At 59.8% G+C, this 21,060-nt stretch carries 25 protein-coding genes; 10 read left to right on the plus strand and 15 right to left on the minus strand.

Annotation, left to right across the window (positions count from 1 at the left end; translation table 11 throughout):
• Positions 1-48: 48 nt before the first annotated feature.
• From IWW33_RS18490 to IWW33_RS18500, 3 genes are read left to right on the plus strand one after another with little or no spacing between them, the layout of a single operon-like run.
• Positions 49-312 carry a hypothetical protein gene (locus IWW33_RS18490; RefSeq protein ID WP_196914319.1) on the plus strand — a complete coding sequence of 88 codons (264 nt, stop codon included), beginning with the start codon at positions 49-51 and terminating at the stop codon, positions 310-312.
• Positions 309-587, plus strand: coding sequence for a hypothetical protein (locus tag IWW33_RS18495; RefSeq protein ID WP_196914320.1), 279 nt, complete (start codon positions 309-311; stop codon positions 585-587). Before IWW33_RS18490 ends, IWW33_RS18495 begins: the two co-directional genes overlap by 4 nt.
• Entirely contained in the window at positions 584-1,036 is a 453-nt protein-coding gene (locus tag IWW33_RS18500) for a hypothetical protein (RefSeq protein WP_196914321.1), read from the plus strand. Before IWW33_RS18495 ends, IWW33_RS18500 begins: the two co-directional genes overlap by 4 nt.
• 319 nt (positions 1,037-1,355) lie before the next feature.
• On the opposite strand, the gene IWW33_RS18505 is transcribed toward IWW33_RS18500, so the two are convergent.
• The 4 genes from IWW33_RS18505 to IWW33_RS18520 all read right to left on the minus strand — a co-directional run bounded on the left by IWW33_RS18505 (position 1,356) and on the right by IWW33_RS18520 (position 2,741).
• Positions 1,356-1,757 carry a helix-turn-helix domain-containing protein gene (locus IWW33_RS18505; RefSeq protein ID WP_231386167.1) on the minus strand — a complete coding sequence of 134 codons (402 nt, stop codon included), beginning with the start codon at positions 1,755-1,757 and terminating at the stop codon, positions 1,356-1,358.
• A gap of 57 nt (positions 1,758-1,814) precedes the next feature.
• On the minus strand, positions 1,815-2,084 hold the full coding sequence (locus IWW33_RS18510) for a helix-turn-helix domain-containing protein (protein ID WP_196914322.1): 270 nt from the start codon (positions 2,082-2,084) through the stop codon (positions 1,815-1,817).
• Between the two features lie 85 nt (positions 2,085-2,169).
• Positions 2,170-2,541, minus strand: a complete 372-nt coding sequence (locus tag IWW33_RS18515) for a hypothetical protein (RefSeq protein WP_196914323.1) — start codon at positions 2,539-2,541, stop codon at positions 2,170-2,172.
• A complete protein-coding gene (locus IWW33_RS18520; protein WP_196914324.1) occupies positions 2,541-2,741 on the minus strand; it encodes a helix-turn-helix domain-containing protein in 201 nt (66 codons plus the stop codon). The genes IWW33_RS18515 and IWW33_RS18520 overlap by 1 nt, the downstream gene beginning before the upstream one ends.
• A gap of 150 nt (positions 2,742-2,891) precedes the next feature.
• Here IWW33_RS18520 and IWW33_RS18525 point away from each other — a divergent pair, with 150 nt between their 5' ends.
• The gene (locus IWW33_RS18525) at positions 2,892-3,386 is read left to right on the plus strand and encodes a hypothetical protein (protein ID WP_196914325.1); all 495 of its coding nucleotides are present in this window, start codon (positions 2,892-2,894) and stop codon (positions 3,384-3,386) included.
• Here the strand turns inward: IWW33_RS18525 and IWW33_RS18530 are convergent.
• Entirely contained in the window at positions 3,379-4,593 is a 1,215-nt protein-coding gene (locus IWW33_RS18530; RefSeq protein ID WP_196914326.1) for a tyrosine-type recombinase/integrase, read from the minus strand. The genes IWW33_RS18525 and IWW33_RS18530 overlap by 8 nt on opposite strands.
• Before the next feature lie 191 nt (positions 4,594-4,784).
• A complete protein-coding gene (locus IWW33_RS18535) occupies positions 4,785-5,756 on the minus strand; it encodes an endonuclease (protein WP_174142108.1) in 972 nt (323 codons plus the stop codon).
• 425 nt (positions 5,757-6,181) lie between these two features.
• Between IWW33_RS18535 and IWW33_RS18540 the strand changes: the two genes are divergently transcribed.
• The 3 genes from IWW33_RS18540 (at position 6,182) to IWW33_RS18550 (ending at position 9,193) form a co-directional block, all read left to right on the plus strand.
• Positions 6,182-7,303 (plus strand): glycosyltransferase family A protein, encoded by a 1,122-nt coding sequence (locus IWW33_RS18540; RefSeq protein WP_231386168.1) that lies wholly within the window; start codon positions 6,182-6,184, stop codon positions 7,301-7,303.
• A gap of 70 nt (positions 7,304-7,373) precedes the next feature.
• Positions 7,374-8,495 (plus strand): DegT/DnrJ/EryC1/StrS family aminotransferase, encoded by a 1,122-nt coding sequence (locus IWW33_RS18545; protein WP_174142106.1) that lies wholly within the window; start codon positions 7,374-7,376, stop codon positions 8,493-8,495.
• A 14-nt stretch (positions 8,496-8,509) separates the two neighbouring features.
• Complete coding sequence (locus tag IWW33_RS18550; protein ID WP_231386169.1) at positions 8,510-9,193, plus strand: WbqC family protein; 684 nt, start codon at positions 8,510-8,512, stop codon at positions 9,191-9,193.
• Positions 9,194-9,196: 3 nt separating this feature from the next.
• On the opposite strand, the gene IWW33_RS18555 is transcribed toward IWW33_RS18550, so the two are convergent.
• From IWW33_RS18555 to IWW33_RS18575, 5 genes are read right to left on the minus strand one after another with little or no spacing between them, the layout of a single operon-like run.
• Entirely contained in the window at positions 9,197-9,925 is a 729-nt protein-coding gene (locus IWW33_RS18555) for a class I SAM-dependent methyltransferase (protein ID WP_119687573.1), read from the minus strand.
• A 2-nt stretch (positions 9,926-9,927) separates the two neighbouring features.
• Positions 9,928-10,707 (minus strand): phytanoyl-CoA dioxygenase family protein, encoded by a 780-nt coding sequence (locus tag IWW33_RS18560; RefSeq protein ID WP_125924507.1) that lies wholly within the window; start codon positions 10,705-10,707, stop codon positions 9,928-9,930.
• Positions 10,708-10,714: 7 nt separating this feature from the next.
• Positions 10,715-11,494 (minus strand): TylF/MycF/NovP-related O-methyltransferase, encoded by a 780-nt coding sequence (locus tag IWW33_RS18565; RefSeq protein WP_119687571.1) that lies wholly within the window; start codon positions 11,492-11,494, stop codon positions 10,715-10,717.
• Positions 11,487-12,410, minus strand: coding sequence for a hypothetical protein (locus tag IWW33_RS18570; RefSeq protein ID WP_119687570.1), 924 nt, complete (start codon positions 12,408-12,410; stop codon positions 11,487-11,489). The genes IWW33_RS18565 and IWW33_RS18570 overlap by 8 nt, the downstream gene beginning before the upstream one ends.
• 7 nt (positions 12,411-12,417) lie before the next feature.
• Entirely contained in the window at positions 12,418-13,074 is a 657-nt protein-coding gene (locus tag IWW33_RS18575) for an acetyltransferase (protein ID WP_119687569.1), read from the minus strand.
• Between the two features lie 116 nt (positions 13,075-13,190).
• Between IWW33_RS18575 and IWW33_RS18580 the strand changes: the two genes are divergently transcribed.
• The 3 genes from IWW33_RS18580 to IWW33_RS18590 all read left to right on the plus strand — a co-directional run bounded on the left by IWW33_RS18580 (position 13,191) and on the right by IWW33_RS18590 (position 15,849).
• Entirely contained in the window at positions 13,191-14,039 is an 849-nt protein-coding gene (locus IWW33_RS18580; protein WP_119687568.1) for a phytanoyl-CoA dioxygenase family protein, read from the plus strand.
• Between the two features lie 224 nt (positions 14,040-14,263).
• Positions 14,264-15,130 (plus strand): hypothetical protein, encoded by an 867-nt coding sequence (locus tag IWW33_RS18585; RefSeq protein ID WP_039602838.1) that lies wholly within the window; start codon positions 14,264-14,266, stop codon positions 15,128-15,130.
• The gene (locus IWW33_RS18590) at positions 15,127-15,849 is read left to right on the plus strand and encodes a TylF/MycF/NovP-related O-methyltransferase (RefSeq protein WP_012315576.1); all 723 of its coding nucleotides are present in this window, start codon (positions 15,127-15,129) and stop codon (positions 15,847-15,849) included. Before IWW33_RS18585 ends, IWW33_RS18590 begins: the two co-directional genes overlap by 4 nt.
• Positions 15,850-15,953: 104 nt before the next feature.
• Here IWW33_RS18590 and lpdA read toward each other — a convergent pair whose 3' ends face one another.
• The 4 genes from lpdA to IWW33_RS18610 are packed head-to-tail and all read right to left on the minus strand — an operon-like array spanning position 15,954 to position 20,900.
• Positions 15,954-17,333, minus strand: coding sequence for a dihydrolipoyl dehydrogenase (gene lpdA / locus IWW33_RS18595; RefSeq protein WP_012315575.1), 1,380 nt, complete (start codon positions 17,331-17,333; stop codon positions 15,954-15,956).
• A 2-nt stretch (positions 17,334-17,335) separates the two neighbouring features.
• Positions 17,336-18,607, minus strand: coding sequence for a dihydrolipoamide acetyltransferase family protein (locus IWW33_RS18600; RefSeq protein WP_174142105.1), 1,272 nt, complete (start codon positions 18,605-18,607; stop codon positions 17,336-17,338).
• The gene (locus tag IWW33_RS18605) at positions 18,608-19,666 is read right to left on the minus strand and encodes an alpha-ketoacid dehydrogenase subunit beta (RefSeq protein ID WP_174142104.1); all 1,059 of its coding nucleotides are present in this window, start codon (positions 19,664-19,666) and stop codon (positions 18,608-18,610) included.
• 1 nt (position 19,667) lies between these two features.
• Positions 19,668-20,900, minus strand: coding sequence for a 3-methyl-2-oxobutanoate dehydrogenase (2-methylpropanoyl-transferring) subunit alpha (locus IWW33_RS18610; RefSeq protein ID WP_012315572.1), 1,233 nt, complete (start codon positions 20,898-20,900; stop codon positions 19,668-19,670).
• Positions 20,901-21,060 lie beyond the last annotated feature (160 nt).

The following is a 21,060-nucleotide window of genomic DNA, read 5'->3' on the forward strand; positions in this document are numbered from 1 at the left end:
CGAACACCGGGAGGGCCCATCACACGACGACGCTATGAGGCACACGTCATGCAATTTATGCAAGATACCAGCACCACGCAACAACACCAAGTGCCCGTAGGCACTGCAGGCTCGATCGAGCGCCGGAAGGCCTATGCGACTCACTTGGTCAAAACGGCCCTGCGCTATGCCGATGAGGCCGAGCTGCGCCAGATCATCAGCGCGGTCGAACTTCAAGTGGCCACGATGCTGGCCAGCCGGTTCAATCCCGGCCTCAACGATGCGAGCTATGAGGTGTATCGCAAGTTCTGGCTGAATGGGGGTGCGAAATGAGCCGCCTACCACAGCCGGTAATAATCGAGGGGGAGGTCCTGGGCGAAGCGGTCCTGGATGCACGCGAGATGTGCTCGATGAACTTCGCCAGGGATGAGTTCCACAAACTTTACGCGCTGCTCTACCCAATGTGCTCTAGCCATGAGGAAGGGCCGATGTGCGATATTGCGCGGCATCTGGAGCAGGTCATCATCTTCACCGGCAACTTCATGTGGAAGCATCGCCACCTTGGCGCCTCGCACGGCGTAGTGGGTGAAGAGGGAGGTGGTAAGTGACTGTCTCTTTTGCCGATGCACTACAGGCCGAACGCTCTCACTCCGACTCATGGTGGCTTGCGCTGAGCCAATTACGCAGTGACGGGCAGCTGCCCAGATGGGTCGACGGGCTTGGCACGACGGGGGATTTGCATCTGGCCAGGGAGCTCCGTTTGAGGTTCGACATTGCCTTGCGCGATCAGTTGGCCCTGGGTAAAGGGCGAGCATCCGATGATGCTGGACGACAGATGCTGGTGGACCTCATCGAGACGGAGCGAACTCTTTACCTGCGCTGGTGGGAAGCCTTACGCAGGCTGCGACGCCAGAAGAGCGCGCCGCAGTGGGTGATGGATCAATCGCTTAGCCGTGGACCCGATTGGGATCGATTCGATGAGAAGCGCAGCCAGGTCAACATGATCATGTTCGGCGTGACAACTGTTCGTGGCCAGAGCGGTGAGATTACGCGCTAGTCCCTAACTGGCTTGAACGGGCACTACCCTGAACCGGGGTGGTGCCTTTTTCGTTGTGCGGTAGATGATCCAGATACGGGCCAGATGCTCGTGCCGTCGAGGTGCAGTGCACGCAATCAGAGCCCATGGGGATGGTAAATTATAAAGACTGGGAGTTTTTCCGTTCACAGGGTCCCCGCAACCCCAGCAAAGCCGGCGAGTGACTGGGAAAAAATCCCAGTCGGTCGCAGGGGTGTCAACACAACCGGACGCAACCGGAAAGCCGTATGGGAAAAATTCCCAGTCGATGGCGGAAAAAATCCCACCGAAAAAATCGAAATCAGGTGAACTTGAATGGCGCCGGGCCTGGGGATATTTCTAGGTTCTTCCCTGGACACTCGTCGATGTATGCCCAGGCGAGCGCATACAGCGCGCACTGAGCCATACCAGGTTCACGGCCACCCTTCCTGTAGGTGCGAGTTCGGATAATCAGGCCTGCGTCGATCAGTTCCTGCAGCGCTGATGCGAGCGTTTTGGCGTCCATCTTGCGCCCCTCGGCCATCATCTCGACAGTGCAAGCCAGGTCACCATTGTTGCGCCCGTTGTAGTGCCGCCCAAGCTTGATCAGGACGGTAACCGCCTTGGGGCTCAGGTTGTCGAATGCTGGGTGCATGAGCAGTCGATGGGGCAGGGCGAACACCCGCCCCCCAAAGTCGACCTTGTACTGTTTCTTTCTTGCCATTCGGCGACTCACACCAGGGCGCCGGGGGCACGAGCTATAGCGCCCCCGGCTGCTGCCTTAGTCGATATCCGTGTGCAGGACGTACAGTCCTACACGGTGCGGGCGCCGGCCTGGCGCTGCAGCTTGGTAGCACCACCTAGTCAGGATGCCCCAGCCCTGCCGCCGCAGGTGCCGGATCGTGGAGGGCGGGTGGACGATATCCAGCGACTGCGCCGCCTCGATGGACGATACAGGGCCCTTGCGCAGCGCGGCGATCATTCGCGATGCTTGGGCGTGGGTTGAATGGTTGTCAGGCAGATCAGCATCTGCGATAGTTTCGGCCGTCATATTGGCTCCTTTCAGTAGGGGTCAGGCCCAGGTGGTGGTAGTGCACTGCCTGGGCAATTTCTCTCTCCTCGTATCCATCCCTTCGCTACGCCCCACGGCCATCTATCGCCGCAATCCCTTCAAGCAGACGCCTAAGGTAATGCTGGCTGGTAGCAGCAGCCTTCGCCGTCGAGTCGGCCAGCTTCCTGACTTCCTGAGCGCTGCCGTAGCCGCTGGCGATCATTCGCATACCCGTAGCCAAAAGGCTGAGCATTGCGTGGGCTTCGTCCACGGCTTCTCGCAAGTCGTCGTAGGTAGGTCGGTAGGGAGTAGCGCCCAGTGTGGGCGGATGGGTAGAATCGAGGCGCTGCGGGCTGTCTCCAGATTGCTTTGCGGCACGCTGGGCCAGTGCCTCTAACACTGGCTCGGCACCACCCTTCACCAGCGTCAGTTCTGGCGCATCCTTGTTTCGAGCCATTACCGACCACCTTCCTTAGCTGCCCGCTCGATGAACGCCTTTAGCTCCGACATCAGAGCCAGGCGGCGGCGCCCGATCTTGAACGTCTTGATTTCTCCCTTTGCAATGAACTCGTAGGTGGCCGATCGGGAAATCCCGAGGATGCGGCCGGCCTCCTCAACGCCAACGGACAGAGGGGTGGTTTGTGGTGCTTGTTCCATGATGTCTCTCCTGCGGCCCGCGACGCGGGGTCGAGAGAATGCTAGGTGAGAAAGCTAATGCACGTCAACTGATGTGCAGCACTGTTTGTGAGTGCATGGACTTCTATGGACGTGCCGTATACGCTGCTTGGTCTCAGATGGAGGTGCGTTATGACCAAAAACAAGCCCAACCAAGGTGCCCGGAAGACCGAGGCCTTGACGTTGCGTCTAGACCCCAAGGTGCGATTCCTCATCGACCTATTGGCGAGGCAGAAACGACAGTCAATAACAGGCGTGATTGAGTCGGCGATTGAGACTTACGCAACGAATTTCCACATTGAGGCGGATCTGTGGAGTGAGGAGGATGGAGAAGATAAAACGCAGACAGTGTCGATGTATAAGCTCTCTAAAGAGCTATATACCACAGACGATTCTTTCCGCTTCATGATGCTTGTGTGGCATTGTCCGAGACTTTTAAGCTATGAAGAACTCAGGCTTAAAGAAACAATTTACAGCTCGAAATTTTTCTGGGACCAATATCCAGATAGTACAAATGCTGTGGACGACATAGATACTGATCTTCTTCGAGAACATTGGGTCAGCCTACTAAAACACGTTGAAGAGCATAAGAGTTCGCCGACCGTAGTGCCCTACGAATCTAAATGAGTTCGACGGCAGCAGCCTTGCTGTCCGGAGCAAGGTGCGCGTAGCGCAGGGTCATCTTGATATCCGAGTGGCCCAAGAGGTCGCGCACTGTATTCAGGGGTACGCCGGCCATCACCAGGCGCGAAGCAAAGTCGTGCCGCATATCGTGCCAGCGGAAGCCGGTTATCCCTGCGCGCTCCAGTAGCCCGAGCCACGCGCTTTTGACGTCCTCGAGCCGTCCTCCATCATATGACGGGAATACGAATCCCGACTTCTTTCGGCATTCCTTCTGCCAAACCTGAAGAGTTTCGAGAGCCTCCTTGTTCAAAGGGATGTGGCGAGTCTCATTGGTCTTGGCTGTATCGCCGATGATAGTAAGTGTCTTGGTCGCAAAGTTGACTCTTGGCCATTCGAGGTTGAATAGCTCGCCGCGCCGGATACCGGTGTTGAGTGATACCAGCACCATTGGCTTTAGATGGTCAGTGAATACCCGGCCTGCAAATGAAGGGAGCAGTTTTCGGCCTCTATCAGCTCGCCACCTATTGGCGCTTTCTCGATCTGCCCGGGCTTCATCTTGGCGATCGTCCAGGGCCTTGCGCAGTTGTAGGTTCTCGTCGGCGCTCAGGTACCGCACGACCCCCTTGCTGTCGACCTTCAGCTGTTTGAGTTTGGCCATTGGGTGGGTAGTGATGATTTCCCATTCCACCGCTCGACTGAATACACCGCTGATACTGCCCATCTTCCGATTCACAGTGGCCGGTTTGTTGCCAGCCTGCAGCCAGGTAGTGCGGATCTTCTCCAGATCGTGGCCGGTGATGGCGTCGATGCGCTGGGGCATGATCGTCTCGAAGTTGTTGGCGAGCGTGTGGGCAGTCTTTTCGTAGCCCCGGTGGTGCGCCTTGAACCACGGGAGATAGGTGTCGGTGATGAAGCAGCGCAGGGAGGGTAGGGTGGCTCCTCGGCGACCCTGTGAGACGGCTGTGGGCTCGCCGTGCTTGCGAGCTTCAGCAAGGTACTGGGTCGCTTCTTGGCGGGCCTGTTCGAGGGTGAGGATGCCCACCCGGCCCAGGGTTTTCTTGCGGCCCCTGGCCCAGGTAACGACATAGGACCTCGCCCCCGCGGCGGTCACGCGCACGTAAAGCCCGGTGATGGTAGTGTCGTGGACTTCGTACTCGCGACCGGTGACCTGCAGGCCGGCCAGCAACTTGGCGGTTAGCTTCTCTTTCACTTCGTCCCCGTGGGTGCATTGTGGGTGCAGAAATGAATATACGGGTGCGTCTGGTTAGACGCAACTGGACGAAAAGCCTAGTAAATGCTGGCGTGTTTCCATTGCTGTGCTGGTTAAAATGGCCCTCCTAAGGGGAAGGTTGGCAGTTCGAACCTGCCCTGGGACGCCATATTTTCTCTCGCTCCATACGCTTACTTGCAGTTACCCGCCTTGCGGTAACCTGCACTCTGCGCTTCTGCTTCACTGCCAAATGCCACCTGATTTTTCTGAGCGACCTGGCTGTAACCGGGGCAACCGCTGGCCAAGTGGTACACGTGACTGTTGCGGTTGCCAATGATCGCACCGTCAGTCGACGCACTCGCCAGGGTCGGCTTGCCGATATCTCTCGCAGCCGTTTTCGGGGTTGCCGAAGCTACCACGTCCATAGCCCCGGCAGGCTTGTAGCCCAGCGTCCATTTCCGTTCGCCGGTGACGAATGGGTTCGAATGCCCCATGATCGCGGCGATTCGCTGATTGCGCTGCTTTTCCCACGCAGAAACCGGGTGCTGTTTATCCCAGGCCATAAGCACCTGCTGCTGTTGTCTCGACATGCTCAACTTGTACCGGTCGAACATGTAGAACGTGGTGCGCGCAACCAGCCCTTTGACTTCGTCACGCGGCTCGGCGGTTTTCTGCTGGAAGTCGACCTTGGTGGTGCACTGCCCGTACTGGGGCGCAACGCCTGAAACCATGCCGTAGTTGAAATTGCTGCGGTCACCGTTCACTTCACCCACGGACGGATAGAGGTTGAACAGGTCGGCTTCCATGGCGCGGAAGGTAGGGTCTTCATTGACGCAATGCTCGCGACCGCCGTTCTGCCAGCATTTGCGCTGGTGGCCAAAGGTCCAGGCCGGCACGATGTGCTCCCATTCGGTACGTTCGGCGCGGGTCTGTACCTTGCGGGTTTCGTAGCCGCAGGATTTGGCGTCGACCCGGCCACCGGATTTGCCGACCCAGGTCCATTTACAGCCACAGTACAGTTCGCCCATTGGGCTGTTTGCCTGGTCGAGGAAGATTTTCTGCTTGGCGACAACCTTGGCTTCGGTAAACGTTGCGGGGGGATTGGCGAAGGCGGCAGGGATGACAGAGAGGGCGAGGGTAACGACGTACAGCAGTTTCTTCATGAGAAAGCATCATCGGATTTCGGGGGCAGAATTATACGGTGTGCTGACGTCAATTGAAGAAATGTCCTATCGCATCGCCGTAGTGTGCCTATTGCGCGACGCTGATGGGGTTTCTCGATTTGGGTCTACGCCTGTTGCATAATGTCCCGAAACCAACGGTCATGATTTGAAGCGCGCGGCCGATAACGGGGTTGCTGCACTACGCCCTTGTTGACCCCTTCGAAGCGAATACCATGCTCCCCATCTATTTGAACCTAGGTTGCGCCGATCATCCTCGCCAAGGCTTTATCAATATTGATGTGGAGCCCACAGGGGCCGATCTGCAATGGACGCCGGGCCAGGCTTTGCCGTGGGAACAAGGCACGGTGCCAGGAATCTACAGTGCTCATCTTCTGGAGCGACTCGGGCGTAACCAAGGTATTCGCTTGCTGCACGAATGCCGTCGAGTCCTGCAGCCCGGCGGGGTTATCCGTCTCGTCTGCGCCAACCTGGAAACGTTGGTCGACGATTATCTGAATAACCGCACACGCCCTGAGGCGCCAGGCATCGGTCGCGCCGAATGGCTGAACAAGGCCCTGCGCCAGCATGCCTGGACCTTCGACGCCGAGGAGCTGACGCGAATCTGCAAGATGGTCGGCCTGGAACCGGTAGCTATCACCGCAGAAGGCAACAGCAGCGATCCGCACCTGAGTGGGCTGGACGCTACGGTGCCGGGCCAGTTGGTGCTTGAGTTTTGCAAGCCGCAGCGCCAATTGGCGGCCGATGCCCAGCCGCTGGTCAGCATTGTCATGCCGACCTACAAGACCGAACACCTCTACGACGCCTTGGGCAGCGCGCTGAACCAGACCTACCGCAACCTGGAAATCCTGGTGTGCGACGACTGCCCGACTGATGAGATCGAAAGGATCTGCGCCGACCTGGGCCAGGACGACCCGCGCGTGCGTTATGTGCGCAACCCAGATGCTGGAAAGGACATTGGCCGTCTTAACCATGTCCTTTGCCTGAAAGAGGCGCGCGGCGAATTCATCAAGTTTCTCAACGACGACGACCTGCTGGAACTCGAATGCGTGGAGCGGATGCTCGACAGCTTCCGCAGTTATCCAGACGTTACGCTGGTAACCTCCAAGCGCCAGCGCATCGACCAGTACGGCGAGCCGCTGGCCGATATCGCCGCAACCCAAGCCCCCGTGGCAGACGATGCGATGATCGAAGGCCTGTCGCTGGGCACCGCACTCATGCAGTCGCAGATCAATTTCGTTGGCGAGCCGAGCACGGTCATGTTTCGCCGCGCCGATATGCTGGAAATCACTCCGGACTTCATGTCGGTAGACGAACAACCCATCGCCTGGGCCTCCGACGTGGCGATTTTTCTCAACCTCGCACTGCGCGGCAACACCGTTTATCTGGTCCAGCCACTGAGTAGCTTCCGCATTCACGGCGAGCAATGCCAGGTGCTTTACGGCGCCGCCGCACAAGGTGAATCCCGACGCTCCTGGGCAATCATGCGCGACTTCTGGGCGCGGCATGAATTCGACAAGGCGCTCTGACATTGCGCAGTATGCCCACGCCTGAACAACACAAGGCCGGCCAACGCCGCCAGCCGCAGGAACACCGCTCATGAATGGTCGGCCCCCCGTTTTCGTGACCCAGCCCGCATTGCCCGAGCTGGAGGCTTTCTTGCCATACCTGCGGGAAATTTGGGACAGCCGCATGCTGACCAATGGCGCAGCCATGCACCAGCGACTGGAAGCGGCGCTGTGCGCTTACCTGGGCGTGGAACACATTTCGCTATTCTGCAACGGTACCCAGGCGCTGATAACGGCGTTGCAGGCGGCCGGGCTCAGCGGTGAGGTGATCACCACGCCGTACTCCTTTGTTGCCACTGCCCATTCGCTGCTATGGAACAATCTGACGCCGGTGTTCGTCGATATCGACCCGCACACCCTGAACCTAGACCCGGCACGCATCGAGGCGGCCATCACCGACCAGACCACAGCCATCCTGCCGGTACACTGCTATGGCCATCCCTGCGATGTGGAGGCGATACGCGCGATTGCCGAGCGCCATGGCCTGCAGGTGATCTATGACGCGGCACATGCTTTTGGTGTTCAGGATACAAACGGCAGCCTGCTGCGCCACGGCGACCTCGTGACCCTGAGCTTCCACGCTACCAAGGTGTTCAGTACCTTCGAGGGCGGCGCTGTCATCTGTCGCGACGAGGCGACCAAGCGGCGCATCGACCAGTTGAAGAACTTTGGTCTGTCTACCGACGGAAGCACCGTAGAACTGACCGGCACCAACGGCAAGCTCAGCGAAATTCACGCAGCCTTTGGCCTGTTGCAACTGGAGGGCCTGGATGAAGCGCTGGGGAAGCGGCGGCTGATCGACCAGCGTTATCGCGAAGGGCTTGCGGGGATTGCGGGTATTCGCTGTATCGAGGGCAGGGGCGAGGCAGTCGCCAATCATGCGTACTTCCCGATACTGGTAGGGCCTGAGTTTGCTCTTGGCCGTGATGCGCTGTTCTCGCACCTCGCCGCTCACGACATTCATGGGCGGCGTTATTTCCAGCCCCTGATCAGTGGCCTGCCGATGTACCGTGGGTATCCATCGTCCAGCGCCGACAACCTGCCGGTAGCGCATCAGGCGGTGGAGCAGGTGATCTGCCTACCGATCTATCCTGACCTGGATTTCGGCACCGTGGACTTCATTGTCGGTTTGATCGCCGGGGCCGGTGCATGACCAGGGTGGCGATCATGCAGCCGTACCTGTTTCCCTACATTGGCTACTGGCAACTATTGAAGGCCGCAGACTGCTTCGTAGTCTACGATGACGTCAACTTCATCACGCGGGGGTGGATCAACCGCAATCGCATCCTGATTAACGGGGCGCCAGGGATGATCACGCTGCCGTTGTTGCAGGCCTCGCAAAACCGCAAGATCAACGAAATAGAAATTGCACCTGCTGCTCAGTGGCAACGACGCATGCTACGCAGCGTGGAAATGGCCTATCGCAAGGCACCCTGTTTCGATCAGGTATTTCCAGTGATCGAGCATATTCTGGCGCACGAAGACAACAACCTCGCGGGTTTTCTGAGTCATCAAATTCAGGTGTTGGCCAACTTCATGGGCCAATCGACGCGGCTCGTTACCAGCAGCCAGGTCTACGGCAACGCTCAACTTACGGCGCAGGCGCGGATTCTGGATATCTGCCGCCATGAAGGTGCAACCTGCTATATCAATGCCCAGGGCGGGCGCTCGCTCTATGAGCCGGAGAGGTTCGCCGACGCCAATATAGATCTGCGTTTCATCGGTATGCGGGTACTGGCCTATCGCCAACGCTGCGAGGGTTTCACACCGTACCTGTCGATCATCGATGCCCTGATGGAGGTTGGCGCCGAGGGCATCGGGCCGCACTTGGCGGCCTACGATTACCTCTGAGGTTCAAGCCTGGCAGACTACATAGATACTCGCAGTGAGGTCCGGGTATTTCATGCCCATCTTGTAACAGCCTTCGAAGAACGCCTGGTCGATGATGCCGGCACGCAAGGCTGCATCGAACTGAAAGTTGGCCATCGGCTTGAACAGGATGCCGCCGCGCTGGGTCACCTGGAAGCCGGCCTGTAACGCCTCGTGTTCCAGGGTGTCGAGGCTGTAGGTGCAACGGTGGCCGTGCTTGCGCTCGCCATCGGTAACAGCCGCATTGAAGTCGATCAGCCCCATGCCCACCGCGATCTGCCGTGACGCCGCATTGGCATTGGGCACGACGATGAACAGCCGGCCGCCCGGCGCCAGCCACTCGCGTATCTTCTTGAGTACCGGCTGTGGCTCGGTGAGATGTTCGAGGGTATGGATCAGGAAGATGTTGTCGAACCGACGCTCCAGGGTAGTGTCTTCGAACCGACCCAGGATGAATGTTGCGCGCGCATCGCCAACGTTCTTGCGGGCGACTTCGATCAGGTCGGTGGCCCCTTCAAGCACGGTCACGTCATCGAAGACCTGCAGCAACTTTTTGGTGAACTCGCCGTGATAGCATCCCATTTCCAGCGCATTTCCAGGGCGAAACTGCCCGTTGAGCGCCTTGAGCATGTAGTCGCGGTGGATGTAGTCGAAATCGTAGGCGTACAGGCGGTTTTCCGTGTCCTGGTACTCGGTGTTCAGGTCGCGTGACATGGTTAACCCTGGTTGGAGTGATACATGCGCCTGGCCGGTGGCTGATACCACTCGTCCAGCGTTGCGGGTACCCGCGCGTTATAGCCGATGACCTGGCGCATCATCGGGTCGAGGTTTGGCCCCAGGTCATAACCCAGGGCCCGCGGGTAGTCGAATTGCTGCTTGATGAACGGCTTGGAAAACATCGGCGTGACCGAGCGGCGCACCCGGTCGGTAACGTTGCTGCCGCCGGCGTGCCAGACATTGGAATTGAACATCAGGATGCTGCCGGCCGGGGCGATAGCCTGTTCGGCGTGGGCCATGAAATAGTCGTCGGTCGGCTTGGCTTCGGCCTTGTGCGAACCGGAGAGCATCCAGGTCGCGCCATTGGCGGCGGTGAAGTCGTCGAGCATCACCAGTGTGTTCAGCAGCAACGGCATATCACCGGAAAAAGAACGGATATCCCGGTGAACGCGCTGGGCGTAAGACTGGCTGTCGCGGGTGTTGATGGCCCCGCCATAGGAGTTGAGGATGAACTGCCCACCGAAATAGCGCTCGATGAAGGCATAGATAGGGTAGGCCTTCAGGCAGTCGAGAAAACTGCCAAACTGGCCGATCAGGTGGTGCACGGTGTAACTGGTGTCCTGATCGATGCCGTTCTTGATCTGGTAGTCGCGGCAGATTGCATAGGCCTTGTGGATGTCTTCACGCATCTGCTCGACGATAGCGATCGGGATGGCGCTCTCGAAGATAACCCAGCCTTGCTCCGCCATGCGCCGGTCGAATACCTCGCTGGAAATCATGGGCGCTTCACCTGATCGTGACGATGCATTTGGAGGGGTACAGCTCGCACTTCTCCAGGGTGTATTCGGAAGGGGTGAAGACTTCTTTGAAGGCCAGTGCTTCGCCGGGTGCTTGAGCCCATGTCAGCTCGTCCATCAGTAGCATGCTGCCGGAAACCAGGTGTGGCTTGATCGCCTTGAGCGCTGCCAGTGTCGGCTCGTACAGACCCATGTCGAAGTAGGCGAAGGCGACGATGGCCGAGCCGTTGTTCTTGAAGAATTCGGGCGCGGTCTGACAGACGTCCCCCGCAACCAGTTGATGTACTCCGCGCTTGTGTCCCAGCACGTTGTTGCCTTCGTGCACCTGCAGCAGTTCGCTCAGGTAATCCTTGTAGCTGGCTTTGGTGGAGTAGGAGTTCTCAACCCACACACCGCTTTCCTTGCAGTCTTTTTCACCCGGTGCGCAATAGCCTTCAAAGGTGTCGAAGCCGACGATCTGCCGCTGTTTGTTGAACGGTTCGTACATGGCCCTCAGGTTTTCCAGCAGCACCAGGTTGTGGCCGTACCAGGTGCCAAACTCGCAGATCATCCCCGGGATATGCTTGAAGCGTTTGTACAGGTCGCTCAAGACGATGAACTTCACCAATACTGAGCTGCGGGTATACAGGCCGATATTGAAAAGCACGTCGTCGTCAGAGAGCGGGCTGTTCAGGTACATGTCGCGCAACTTGTCACGAAAGGCGTACTGCAAATCCGATGCGGTGGATTCGAGTTTGTAGACTTCGTTTTGAAGCTGTTCGTTATTCATCATCACTCCACTGGGCCAGGCCGAAGCCGCTGGTCCCGAAACGGTTGCCGTTGTACAGCATGTAGGTGCGCTCGCCGCTCTGGAAGATGAACGGGTAGCAGGTCATCAGCGAGTCCCAGCCTTCGGCTGACGGTGCGATACCCGCATCGTCATGGCGGGTCCAGGTCCTGCCGTCGGGCGACTCTGCGTAGCGGATGCGGTACGAGCCTGCGCCGTTGCGGTAGTCCTGCGATGCGCGGGAGCAGTACCACATCTTGTAAATCCCGTTTTCCTTGATGACGCAGGGGCGGGAAAAGGCTTCGGTCTCAAAGCGCGATTCCAGGCATTGCGGCGCGAAGCGGGTGAACTCGAATCCGTCCTTGGATTCGGCGTACTTGATCACGTACAACGGCTCGTATTTGCCGTCCACCTCCAGCCAGCGTGTACCGGACACGTACCACATCTTCCACAGGCCTTGGTCGAACAGCACGGTGGGCGTCACGGCCAGGTAGGGCTCGGTTGCAGTGCGATCCATGATCGGGCCTTCGAACAGTTTTTCGAAGTGCAGCCCGTCGTCATCAGAAACCGCGACGCCCATGGCATTGTGGTAGGGCACGGTCAGGCGCTGGTTCCACCCGCTGTAGTACAGGTAGGTACGGCCATCTTTCTTCAGGGCGTAGCTGGGCATCACGCCTTCGTCATCGAAGGTGCCGGGAGCGCCGAAACCCAGGCAAGGTTCTCGGTGGCGGGCAACGACGGTGCGCGGGTCCTGCTTGTCCAGGTCTACCGCGTAACACAGGCTTTTGCCTGCGCTGTTGCGGGTGGAGATGAATACCCGAATCACATCGTCCAGCACCAGCGCGGTGGGCACTTGGGCGTGGGAGCCGACCCAGTCTTTATCGGGGTCGAAAGTTCTACCGAGTTTTTTCCAGGCCATGCTCTACCTAAAAATCCAGTTCCTGACTGCTCTTTACCGCGCGCGCGGGTGCGCCGATGTAGAGCTGCCAGGGTTGAGTGTCTTTTGAAATCAGCGCACCCATGGCAACGCAGGTACCTGCGCCGATGGTGCAATTGTTGGTGATGGTCGCGTTGACGCCGAACCAGGCGTAGGGCTCAACCAGGCAATGCCCGGAGAGGACCACATGGGAAGCAAAGAACACATGGTCGCGGATCTCGCCATGGTGGCCGATGTGGTTGCCGCTCCACATCACCACATTGTTGCCGATGGTGGTGAAAGGTTGCAGTGTGTTGTCTTCGAGAATGAAGCAGTTTTCACCGATGACGTTGTCGTTCACCGTGGCATTGGGGCTGACATAGCTAATGAAGTCGTAGCCCTTTTCCTTGCCCTGAATGTAGACCGACTCACGTAGGCGGTTCATCTTGCGCCCGGTCATGGGCGCAAACAGCTTGTAGTCGGTGCTTGGGAAATAGTCCTGCAGGGTTTCGAAGGGCACCACCGGCAGCCCTTCGAACATTCTCGATTCTGGCAGGTAGCGTTCGTGCACGGTAAAGCCGACCACGTCCACTGCAGGGTCTTTTTTCAGGTAGTAGTGCGCCAGTTGGGCGGTGTCCAGCACTCCGAAAATGACAACTTTTGGCATCAGGGTATCCAGGGTGTTCGAGGATGAGTCAGGTCAACCGGAGCTGAGCGTACGCTGTGTATACTGCTGGCCACGATAGCACCTCCGCTTGCGTAACAAAAAAGGGCACCGGGCCGATGGGAAAGATTCTTGATCGAAATCAAATCCGCTTTTATCGCGAGCAGGGTTACTTGGTTGCCGACGGCATTTTCGACCCGCTTCATCTCGATGAAACCCTTGCCCACTTCAATCTGGCATTTGCCCAACAGTTGGACCGCATGGCTCTGCCTGTCGCTGGTGGCCCTACCCTTGAAGCCCTGCACCTGAACATGGCCGCACTGCTGGGGGCGAGCGTTCCTCTCTATCTGGCGACGCTGCGCATGTGCTCCAAGCTGTACGGCGTCTACCGGCTGATGACCGCCGAGCGCCTGCGCGACGCAGCTGCCGACCTGGGCGTCGTCACTCCGTTGTTCCAGACCACCCCTGTGTTGCATCTGATGTCGAAAAAATTGGTGATCCCGGGAGGTTATCAGGGGTTCGACGTGCACCAGGACTGGACTTCAGTCCAGGGCAGCCTGGATACCATCACCACCTGGATCCCGTTCATGGACATCGACCCGCAGTTGTTCACCATGGAGGTGATGCCCGGCAGCCATTTGCTGGGCCTGCTTAGCGGCGACCAGGAACAGCATGTGTTGAGGGTCGACGAAAAGCACTTCAAGGAAGATGACTTCGTTCCTGTCTGTGTCGGCAAGGGCGGCGTTTGCTTGATGTCGAACTTCACCATTCATCGGTCTTCCCGTGAAGGGGATGAACGTTTGCGGATTTCCGTGAGTGGGCGCTATGAAAATGCCAGTGAGCCCACGTTCATCGAGCGTGAGTATCCGTTCACCCAGCACAAGACTATACAGCGCGGGTTGATTACCGAGCACTTTCCGAGCGTGGAACAGGTACGCGGCGTGTATGCCAGCGAAGGCCACCAATAGCCGACATATGGCCTGCATCGGCTGCACGCACGCTTAAAGTTTCCTGCCGGCATGCCGATCACTGAAGCACTGGATACAGGCAATGCACCTGTATCGCCGTGGTTGGAGTTCCCGCCCTCAGCGGCTGGATGCGTCGCCTTGCGTCCGCTTCAATCCATGCACCGCTGCCAGTCGACGTAGTTCGTGGTGGGCATTGGTCTCAATGAGGTCCTGAAGGGGCAAGTATGAATTTTTATGTCAATCAGGTGAAGAACAAGCCGGACTACCGGGGCTCGCTGTTCAGGGGTGATATCTTCCTGGAAACCGGCCTTGGCAATGCACATGAGCTGTGTGCATTGGCCCGGCAGAGCATCACCGCCGCCTTTGATGGCGAAACTGACCACCAGTCGCTGCACAAAATGATGCCGGTGGAGACTTTCGTAGAGCGCGTCACGGCGCTCAAGCGGCAGTTTACCAATGGCCCGCAGGCCAAGGCGTTGATCCGCGATTTCATTCGCGAGATTGGGGCCGACCCCAAGGACTATATCTTCGACGTGCCTCGTGTGCGTGTAGTGCCCAACTACGAATACCTGCATGCAGGTGTGAGTTACGCATACAAGCCCCACCGCGATACCTGGTACGGCAGCGTGGAAAGCCAGGTGAATACCTGGATGCCGGTGTACAGCATCGAGCCCGAACAGACCATGATGATCAACCCGGCCTATTTCGAGCGGCCGGTGCGCAACAGCTCCGCCGATTGGAGCCTCAATGACTGGATCCATGTGCAACGGCACAAGGCTTCGCAGAACATCACCGAAGAAACCCGGGTACACCCGGTGCCGCTGGAAGACATCGATACCAGCGGCGAACTGCGTGTGGCTGCCAACAGTGGCGAAATGCTGATTTTCTCTGGTGCCCATCTACACGGCACCGTAGCCAACTTCACCGACAAGGTACGGTTCAGCGTGGACTTCCGCCTGATCCACCTGCAAGACCTGCTGCATAAGCGCGGTGCACCGAACGTCGACAACGGTTGTTCGGATGCAGAGGCCGGCTTCAAAGACTTTTTCAATGCCAGCGACTTTTCGCAATTCCAGGGAGTTAACCCATGACCAAGCGTCGTCTGACTGCTGCCGAGGTCGAGTACAACGAAAAGCGCGCCAGCGTGCTGAGCCGTGTCGATGCCCAATACGTGGCTGATGCGCCGTTCGTGTTTGCCAACCGTATCGCCGTGACCGCTGCGCTTTCGCGCATCGAACTGTTCAAGATGGTGCAGGACATTCCGGGCGCTATCGTCGAGTGCGGCGTATACAAGGGCAACTCGTTGATGCTGTACATGCAGCTATCGATGATTCTGGAGCCCTATGCGATCAACCGTTCGATCATCGGTTTCGATACCTTCGGCGGCTTTGCCAGCATCGATGCCGAGCAGGATCCAGCCGACATCAATGAAAGCATGTTCTCCGACACCGACGAGACCCTGATTCAGGACATGATCGAGGCCAACGATCTGATTCGCCCGGTCAATCGGATCCCGCGCTGCGAGATCGTCAAGGGCGACATTCTGGAAACCGTGCCTGCTTTTGTGAAAACCCGCCCCGATCTGGTAGTGGCCATGCTGATCCTCGACACGGACCTGTATTCGTCCACCAAGGTGGCGCTGGAGACTTTCCTGCCTTACATGCCTAAAGGCGCGATCGTGGTGCTGGACGAAGTCGCCTACCGCAACTTCCCTGGCGAGACTGCCGCGCTGCGTGACGTGCTGGATCTGAACAAGATCGAACTCAAGCGCCTGCCGTTCGATTCGTCGGTGGGCTACTTCCGCGTTTGACCTGATCATCGGCATGTCTGCAGGCCAATGCAGCATCGCCGAATGAAAAAAAGCCCGCAGCGCCGAGGGCGCTGCGGGCCAAATCGGCCGAAGCCGCTTCAGTGTCAGATGTGCAGGGCGTGGCCCAGCGCGCGCAATGCCGCTTCCTGCACCGCTTCGCCCAGGGTCGGATGAGCGTGGATAGTGCCCGCGATATCCTCCAGCCGCGCGCCCATTTCCAATGACTGGGCAAACGCTGTGGACAGCTCTGAAACCGCCACGCCAACCGCCTGCCAACCCAGGATCACGTGATTGTCACGCCGCGCCACCACGCGCACGAAGCCGGTTTTCGACTCCAGGCTCATGGCGCGGCCATTGGCGGCGAAGGGGAACTGCGCGACGATGCAGTCCAGCCCTTGCTGGCTGGCCTGTTCCGGGGTCTTGCCGACCACAACGACTTCCGGGTCTGTAAAACACACTGCTGCAATTGCGCAGGGTTCGAACCGTCGTGCCTTGCCGGCAATGATTTCGGCGACCATTTCACCTTGCGCCATTGCGCGGTGTGCCAGCATCGGTTCGCCGGCCACGTCACCGATGGCCCAGACGTTGCGCATGCTGGTCTGGCAGCGTTCGTCGATGGCGATGGCCGCACCGTTCATCTTCAGTTCGAGGCTTTCCAGATTGAAGCCCTGCGTGCGCGGGCGGCGGCCAACAGCCACCAGCACCCGGTCGGCCTCCAGGCGCAGCTGTGCACCTTGAGCATCGCGGGCCAGCAAGCAACCGCTGTCGTAACCTTCGACGCTGTGCCCAAGGTGCACAGCGATGCCCAGCTTCTTCAGCGATTCGGCCACCGGCGCGGTCAGCTCGCTGTCGTAGGTCGGCAAGATGCGCTCACGCGCCTCCACCACGCTCACCTGCGCGCCCAATTTGCGGTAGGCGATGCCTAGCTCCAGGCCGATATAGCCGCCGCCAACCACCACCAGATGCTGGGGCAGTGTTTGAGGGGCCAGGGCTTCGGTCGAAGAGATGATCGGCCCGCCCAGCGGCAGCATGGGCAGTTCGACGCTGTTCGAGCCGGTGGCCAGCAGCAGGTGCTCGCACTGGATGCGCTGGCCATCGACGTCGACGTGCTTGCCGTCGAGGATCTTCGCCCAGCCATGGATGACCTTGACCCCGTGTTTTTTCAGGAGTGCAGCGACGCCAGTGGTCAGTCGGTCAACGATGCCGTCCTTCCAGGCCACGCTGCGGCCGATGTCCAGGCGTGGCGTGGAGACGCTGATGCCAAGTTCGGACGGCTCGGTGTAGCGGGATGTCTGATGGAACTGCTCGGCCACATGGATCAGTGCCTTGGACGGGATGCAGCCGATGTTCAGGCAGGTGCCGCCCAGCGCCTGGCCTTCCACCAGCACGGTGGGGATGCCCAGTTGCCCGGCGCGGATGGCGGCCACGTAGCCGCCAGGGCCGCCGCCGATGATCAGCAGGGTGGTGTCGATAGTCTGTTGCATGCTCACTCCACGAACAGGCAGGCGGGTTGTTCAAGCAGGCCACGTACAGCCTGGATGAACAGCGCGGCATCCATGCCATCGACCACACGGTGGTCGAACGAGCTGGACAGGTTCATCATCTTGCGAATAACGATCTGGCCATCGATCACCATCGGCCGCTCGACGATACGGTTGACCCCGACGATCGCCACTTCCGGTGTGTTGACCACCGGTGTGCTGACGATGCCACCCAAGGCGCCCAGGCTGGTCAGGGTGATGGTGGAGCCGGACAGTTCCTTGCGGCTGGCCTTGTTGTTGCGTGCGGCGCTCGCCAGCCGGGAAATCTCGCCGGCGTTGCCCCACAGGCTGCCCGCTTCGGCGTGGCGCAGCACCGGTACCATCAGCCCGTTGTCGCCCTGTGTGGCGACCCCCACATGCACCGCACCATGGCGGGTGATGACCTGGGCTTCGTCGTCGTAGGTCGCGTTGATCTGCGGGAAGTCGCGCAGTGCCACGACCAGGGCGCGGACCAGGAATGGCAGCAGGGTCAGCTTGCCGCGGCTGTCGCCGTACTTGCTGTTGAGCTCTTGGCGCAGGGCTTCGAGTGCGGTGACGTCGATTTCCTCGACATAACTGAAGTGCGCCACACGGCGCTTGGCATCCTGCATGCGCTGGGCGATCTTGCGGCGCAGGCCGATCACTTGCACCTGTTCGCTGTCGGTGCGTTTCGCGTAGCCTCCTGGCGCCTGGCCCGCAGGGCTCTGCGGCTTGCTGATGAATGCATCCAGGTCTTCGTGCAGGATGCGCCCGGCCGGGCCGCTGCCATGCACGTAACGCAGTTCGATGCCGGCATCCAGGGCGCGCTTGCGCACGGCAGGCGAGGCCAGAGGTTTTTCGTCGGCCTGGCGCGCCACGATCGGCGCGGCGGTGTGCGCCGAGACAGCCGGGCTGGCTACCGGTTGCGCTTCGACACGCGGTTCTGCCTTGGCGGCTGCTGGGGCTGCCGGGGCTTCTACCGGTTTGGCCTGCGGCACATCCACATGGTTGCCGCTGCCTTCCACTTCGATGCGGATCAGCTCGCTGCCGACCGCCATCACTTCACCCGGCTGGCCGCCCAGGGCCAGCACCTTGCCGCTGACCGGCGAAGGGATTTCCACGGTGGCCTTGTCAGTCATGACATCGGCCACCACCTGGTCTTCGGCGATTACATCGCCGACCTTGACGAACCATTCGACCAGTTCGACTTGCGCGATGCCTTCGCCAATGTCCGGCATCTTGATGACGTGCGTGCCCATTCAGACCTCCATGACCCGTTTCAATGCCGCGCCTACCCGCGAAGGGCCTGGGAAATACGCCCATTCCTGTGCGTGAGGGTAGGGCGTGTCCCAACCGGTGACGCGCTCGATGGGCGCTTCGAGGTGATGGAAGCAATGCTCCTGCACCAGCGCTACCAGTTCGGCGCCGAAGCCGCAGGTACGGGTGGCTTCATGCACCACCACGCAGCGGCCGGTCTTTTTCACCGACGCGACGATGGTGTCCAGGTCCAGCGGCCAGAGGCTGCGCAGGTCAATCACTTCGGCATCCACACCGGTTTCCTCGGCGGCCACCTGGGCCACGTAGACGGTGGTGCCGTAGGTCAATACGGTGACGTCGTTGCCTGGGCGGGTGATGGCCGCTTTGTCCAGCGGCACGGTGTAGTAACCGTCTGGCACGGCACTTTGCGGGTGCTTGGACCACGGCGTCACCGGGCGGTCGTGGTGGCCGTCGAACGGGCCGTTGTACAAGCGCTTGGGCTCCAGGAAGATCACCGGGTCATCGCATTCGATCGAGGCGATCAGCAGGCCTTTGGCGTCGTACGGGTTGGAGGGCATCACCGTGCGCAGGCCGCACACCTGAGTGAACATCGCTTCGGGGCTCTGGCTGTGGGTCTGGCCACCGTAGATGCCGCCACCGCAAGGCATGCGCAGGGTCAGTGGCGAGATGAATTCGCCGGCCGAGCGATAGCGCAGGCGCGCCATTTCCGAGACGATCTGGTCGGAGGCGGGGTAGAAGTAATCGGCGAACTGGATTTCCACCACCGGCCGCAGGCCATAGGCACCCATGCCCACGGCGGTGCCGACGATACCGCTCTCGGAGATCGGCGCGTCGAACACGCGCGACTTGCCGTACTTGGTCTGCAGGCCCTCGGTGCAGCGGAACACGCCGCCGAAGTAACCCACGTCCTGGCCGTAGATCACCACGTTGTCGTCGCGCTCAAGCATGACGTCCATGGCCGAGCGCAGGGCCTGGATCATGGTCATGGTAGCGGTGGCCATGGCGGTTTCCGGTTTGATGCTGTTGTTGTGGTCGTTCATCTCAAACCCCCAGTTCCTGGCGCTGACGGCGCAGGTGGTCGGGCATTTCCTTGTACACGTCCTCGAACATCGAGGCTGCACTCGGGATGTGGCCGTTGGCCAGGGTGCCGTATTGTTCGGCTTCCTTTTGCGCGGCGATGACGGCCGCTTCGAACTCGGCGGTGACGGCCTGGTGTTCTTCCTCGGACCAGTGGCCGATCTTGATCAGGTGCTGCTTCAGGCGGGCGATCGGGTCGCCCAGCGGGAAGTGGCTCCAGTCGTCGGCAGGGCGGTATTTGGATGGGTCGTCGGAGGTTGAGTGCGGGCCGGCGCGGTAGGTGACCCACTCGATCAGGCACGGGCCCAGGCCACGGCGGGCGCGTTCGGCGGCCCAGCGCGAGGCGGCATATACAGCGACGAAATCGTTGCCGTCCACACGCAGGGAGGCGATACCGCAACCCACGCCACGGCCGGCGAAGGTGGTCGATTCGCCGCCGGCGATGGCCTGGAAGGTGGAGATCGCCCACTGGTTGTTGACCACGTTGAGGATCACCGGGGCGCGGTATACGTGGGCGAAGGTCAGCGCGGTGTGGAAGTCCGACTCGGCCGTGGCGCCGTCGCCGATCCAGGCCGAGGCGATTTTGGTATCGCCCTTGATCGCCGAGGCCATGGCCCAGCCGACCGCCTGTACGAACTGCGTCGCCAGGTTGCCGCTGATGGTGAAGAAGCCGGCTTCGCGCACCGAATACATGATCGGCAGTTGGCGACCTTTGAGCGGGTCGCGTTCGTTGGACAACAGCTGGCAGATCATTTCCACCAGCGACACGTCGCGGGCCATCAGGATGCTCTGCTGGCGGTAGGTGGGGAAGCACATGTCGGTGCGGTTCAGCGCCAGCGCCTGGGCGCTGCCGATAGCTTCTTCGCCCAGGCTCTGCATGTAGAAGGACATCTTCTTCTGGCGCTGGGCGACCACCATGCGGCTGTCGAATATCCGCGTCTTGAGCATGGCGCGCATGCCTTGGCGCAGCAGCTGCGGATCGATGTCTTCGGCCCACGGGCCAAGCGCATCGCCGTGCTCGTCGAGCACGCGGACCAGGCTGTTGGACAGGTCGGCGGTGTCGGCAGCATCGACATCGATGGGCGGTTTACGGACTTGACCCGCGTCGTTCAGGCGCAGGTAGGAAAAATCGGTCTGGCAGCCTGGCCGGCCGGTAGGCTCGGGCACATGCAAACGCAGGGGGGCGTACTCGTTCATGCTTTTTACGCTCGCTCGGATGTTGTTTTTGTGAGCTCTGAAGCGGCCGCCGCTGATCACCGGCTTGTGACTGGCAGGTCAGCGTCAATTACATAGTAGTGACACGCCGGGAGAATTTTTCTCTCAAGTTGATTGCCTTTAGCGAGCGGCGCAGATAAAC

The organism is Pseudomonas sp. M2, assembly GCF_015751845.1.
In the GTDB taxonomy this organism is placed as follows: Bacteria; Pseudomonadota; Gammaproteobacteria; order Pseudomonadales; family Pseudomonadaceae; genus Aquipseudomonas; species Aquipseudomonas putida_E.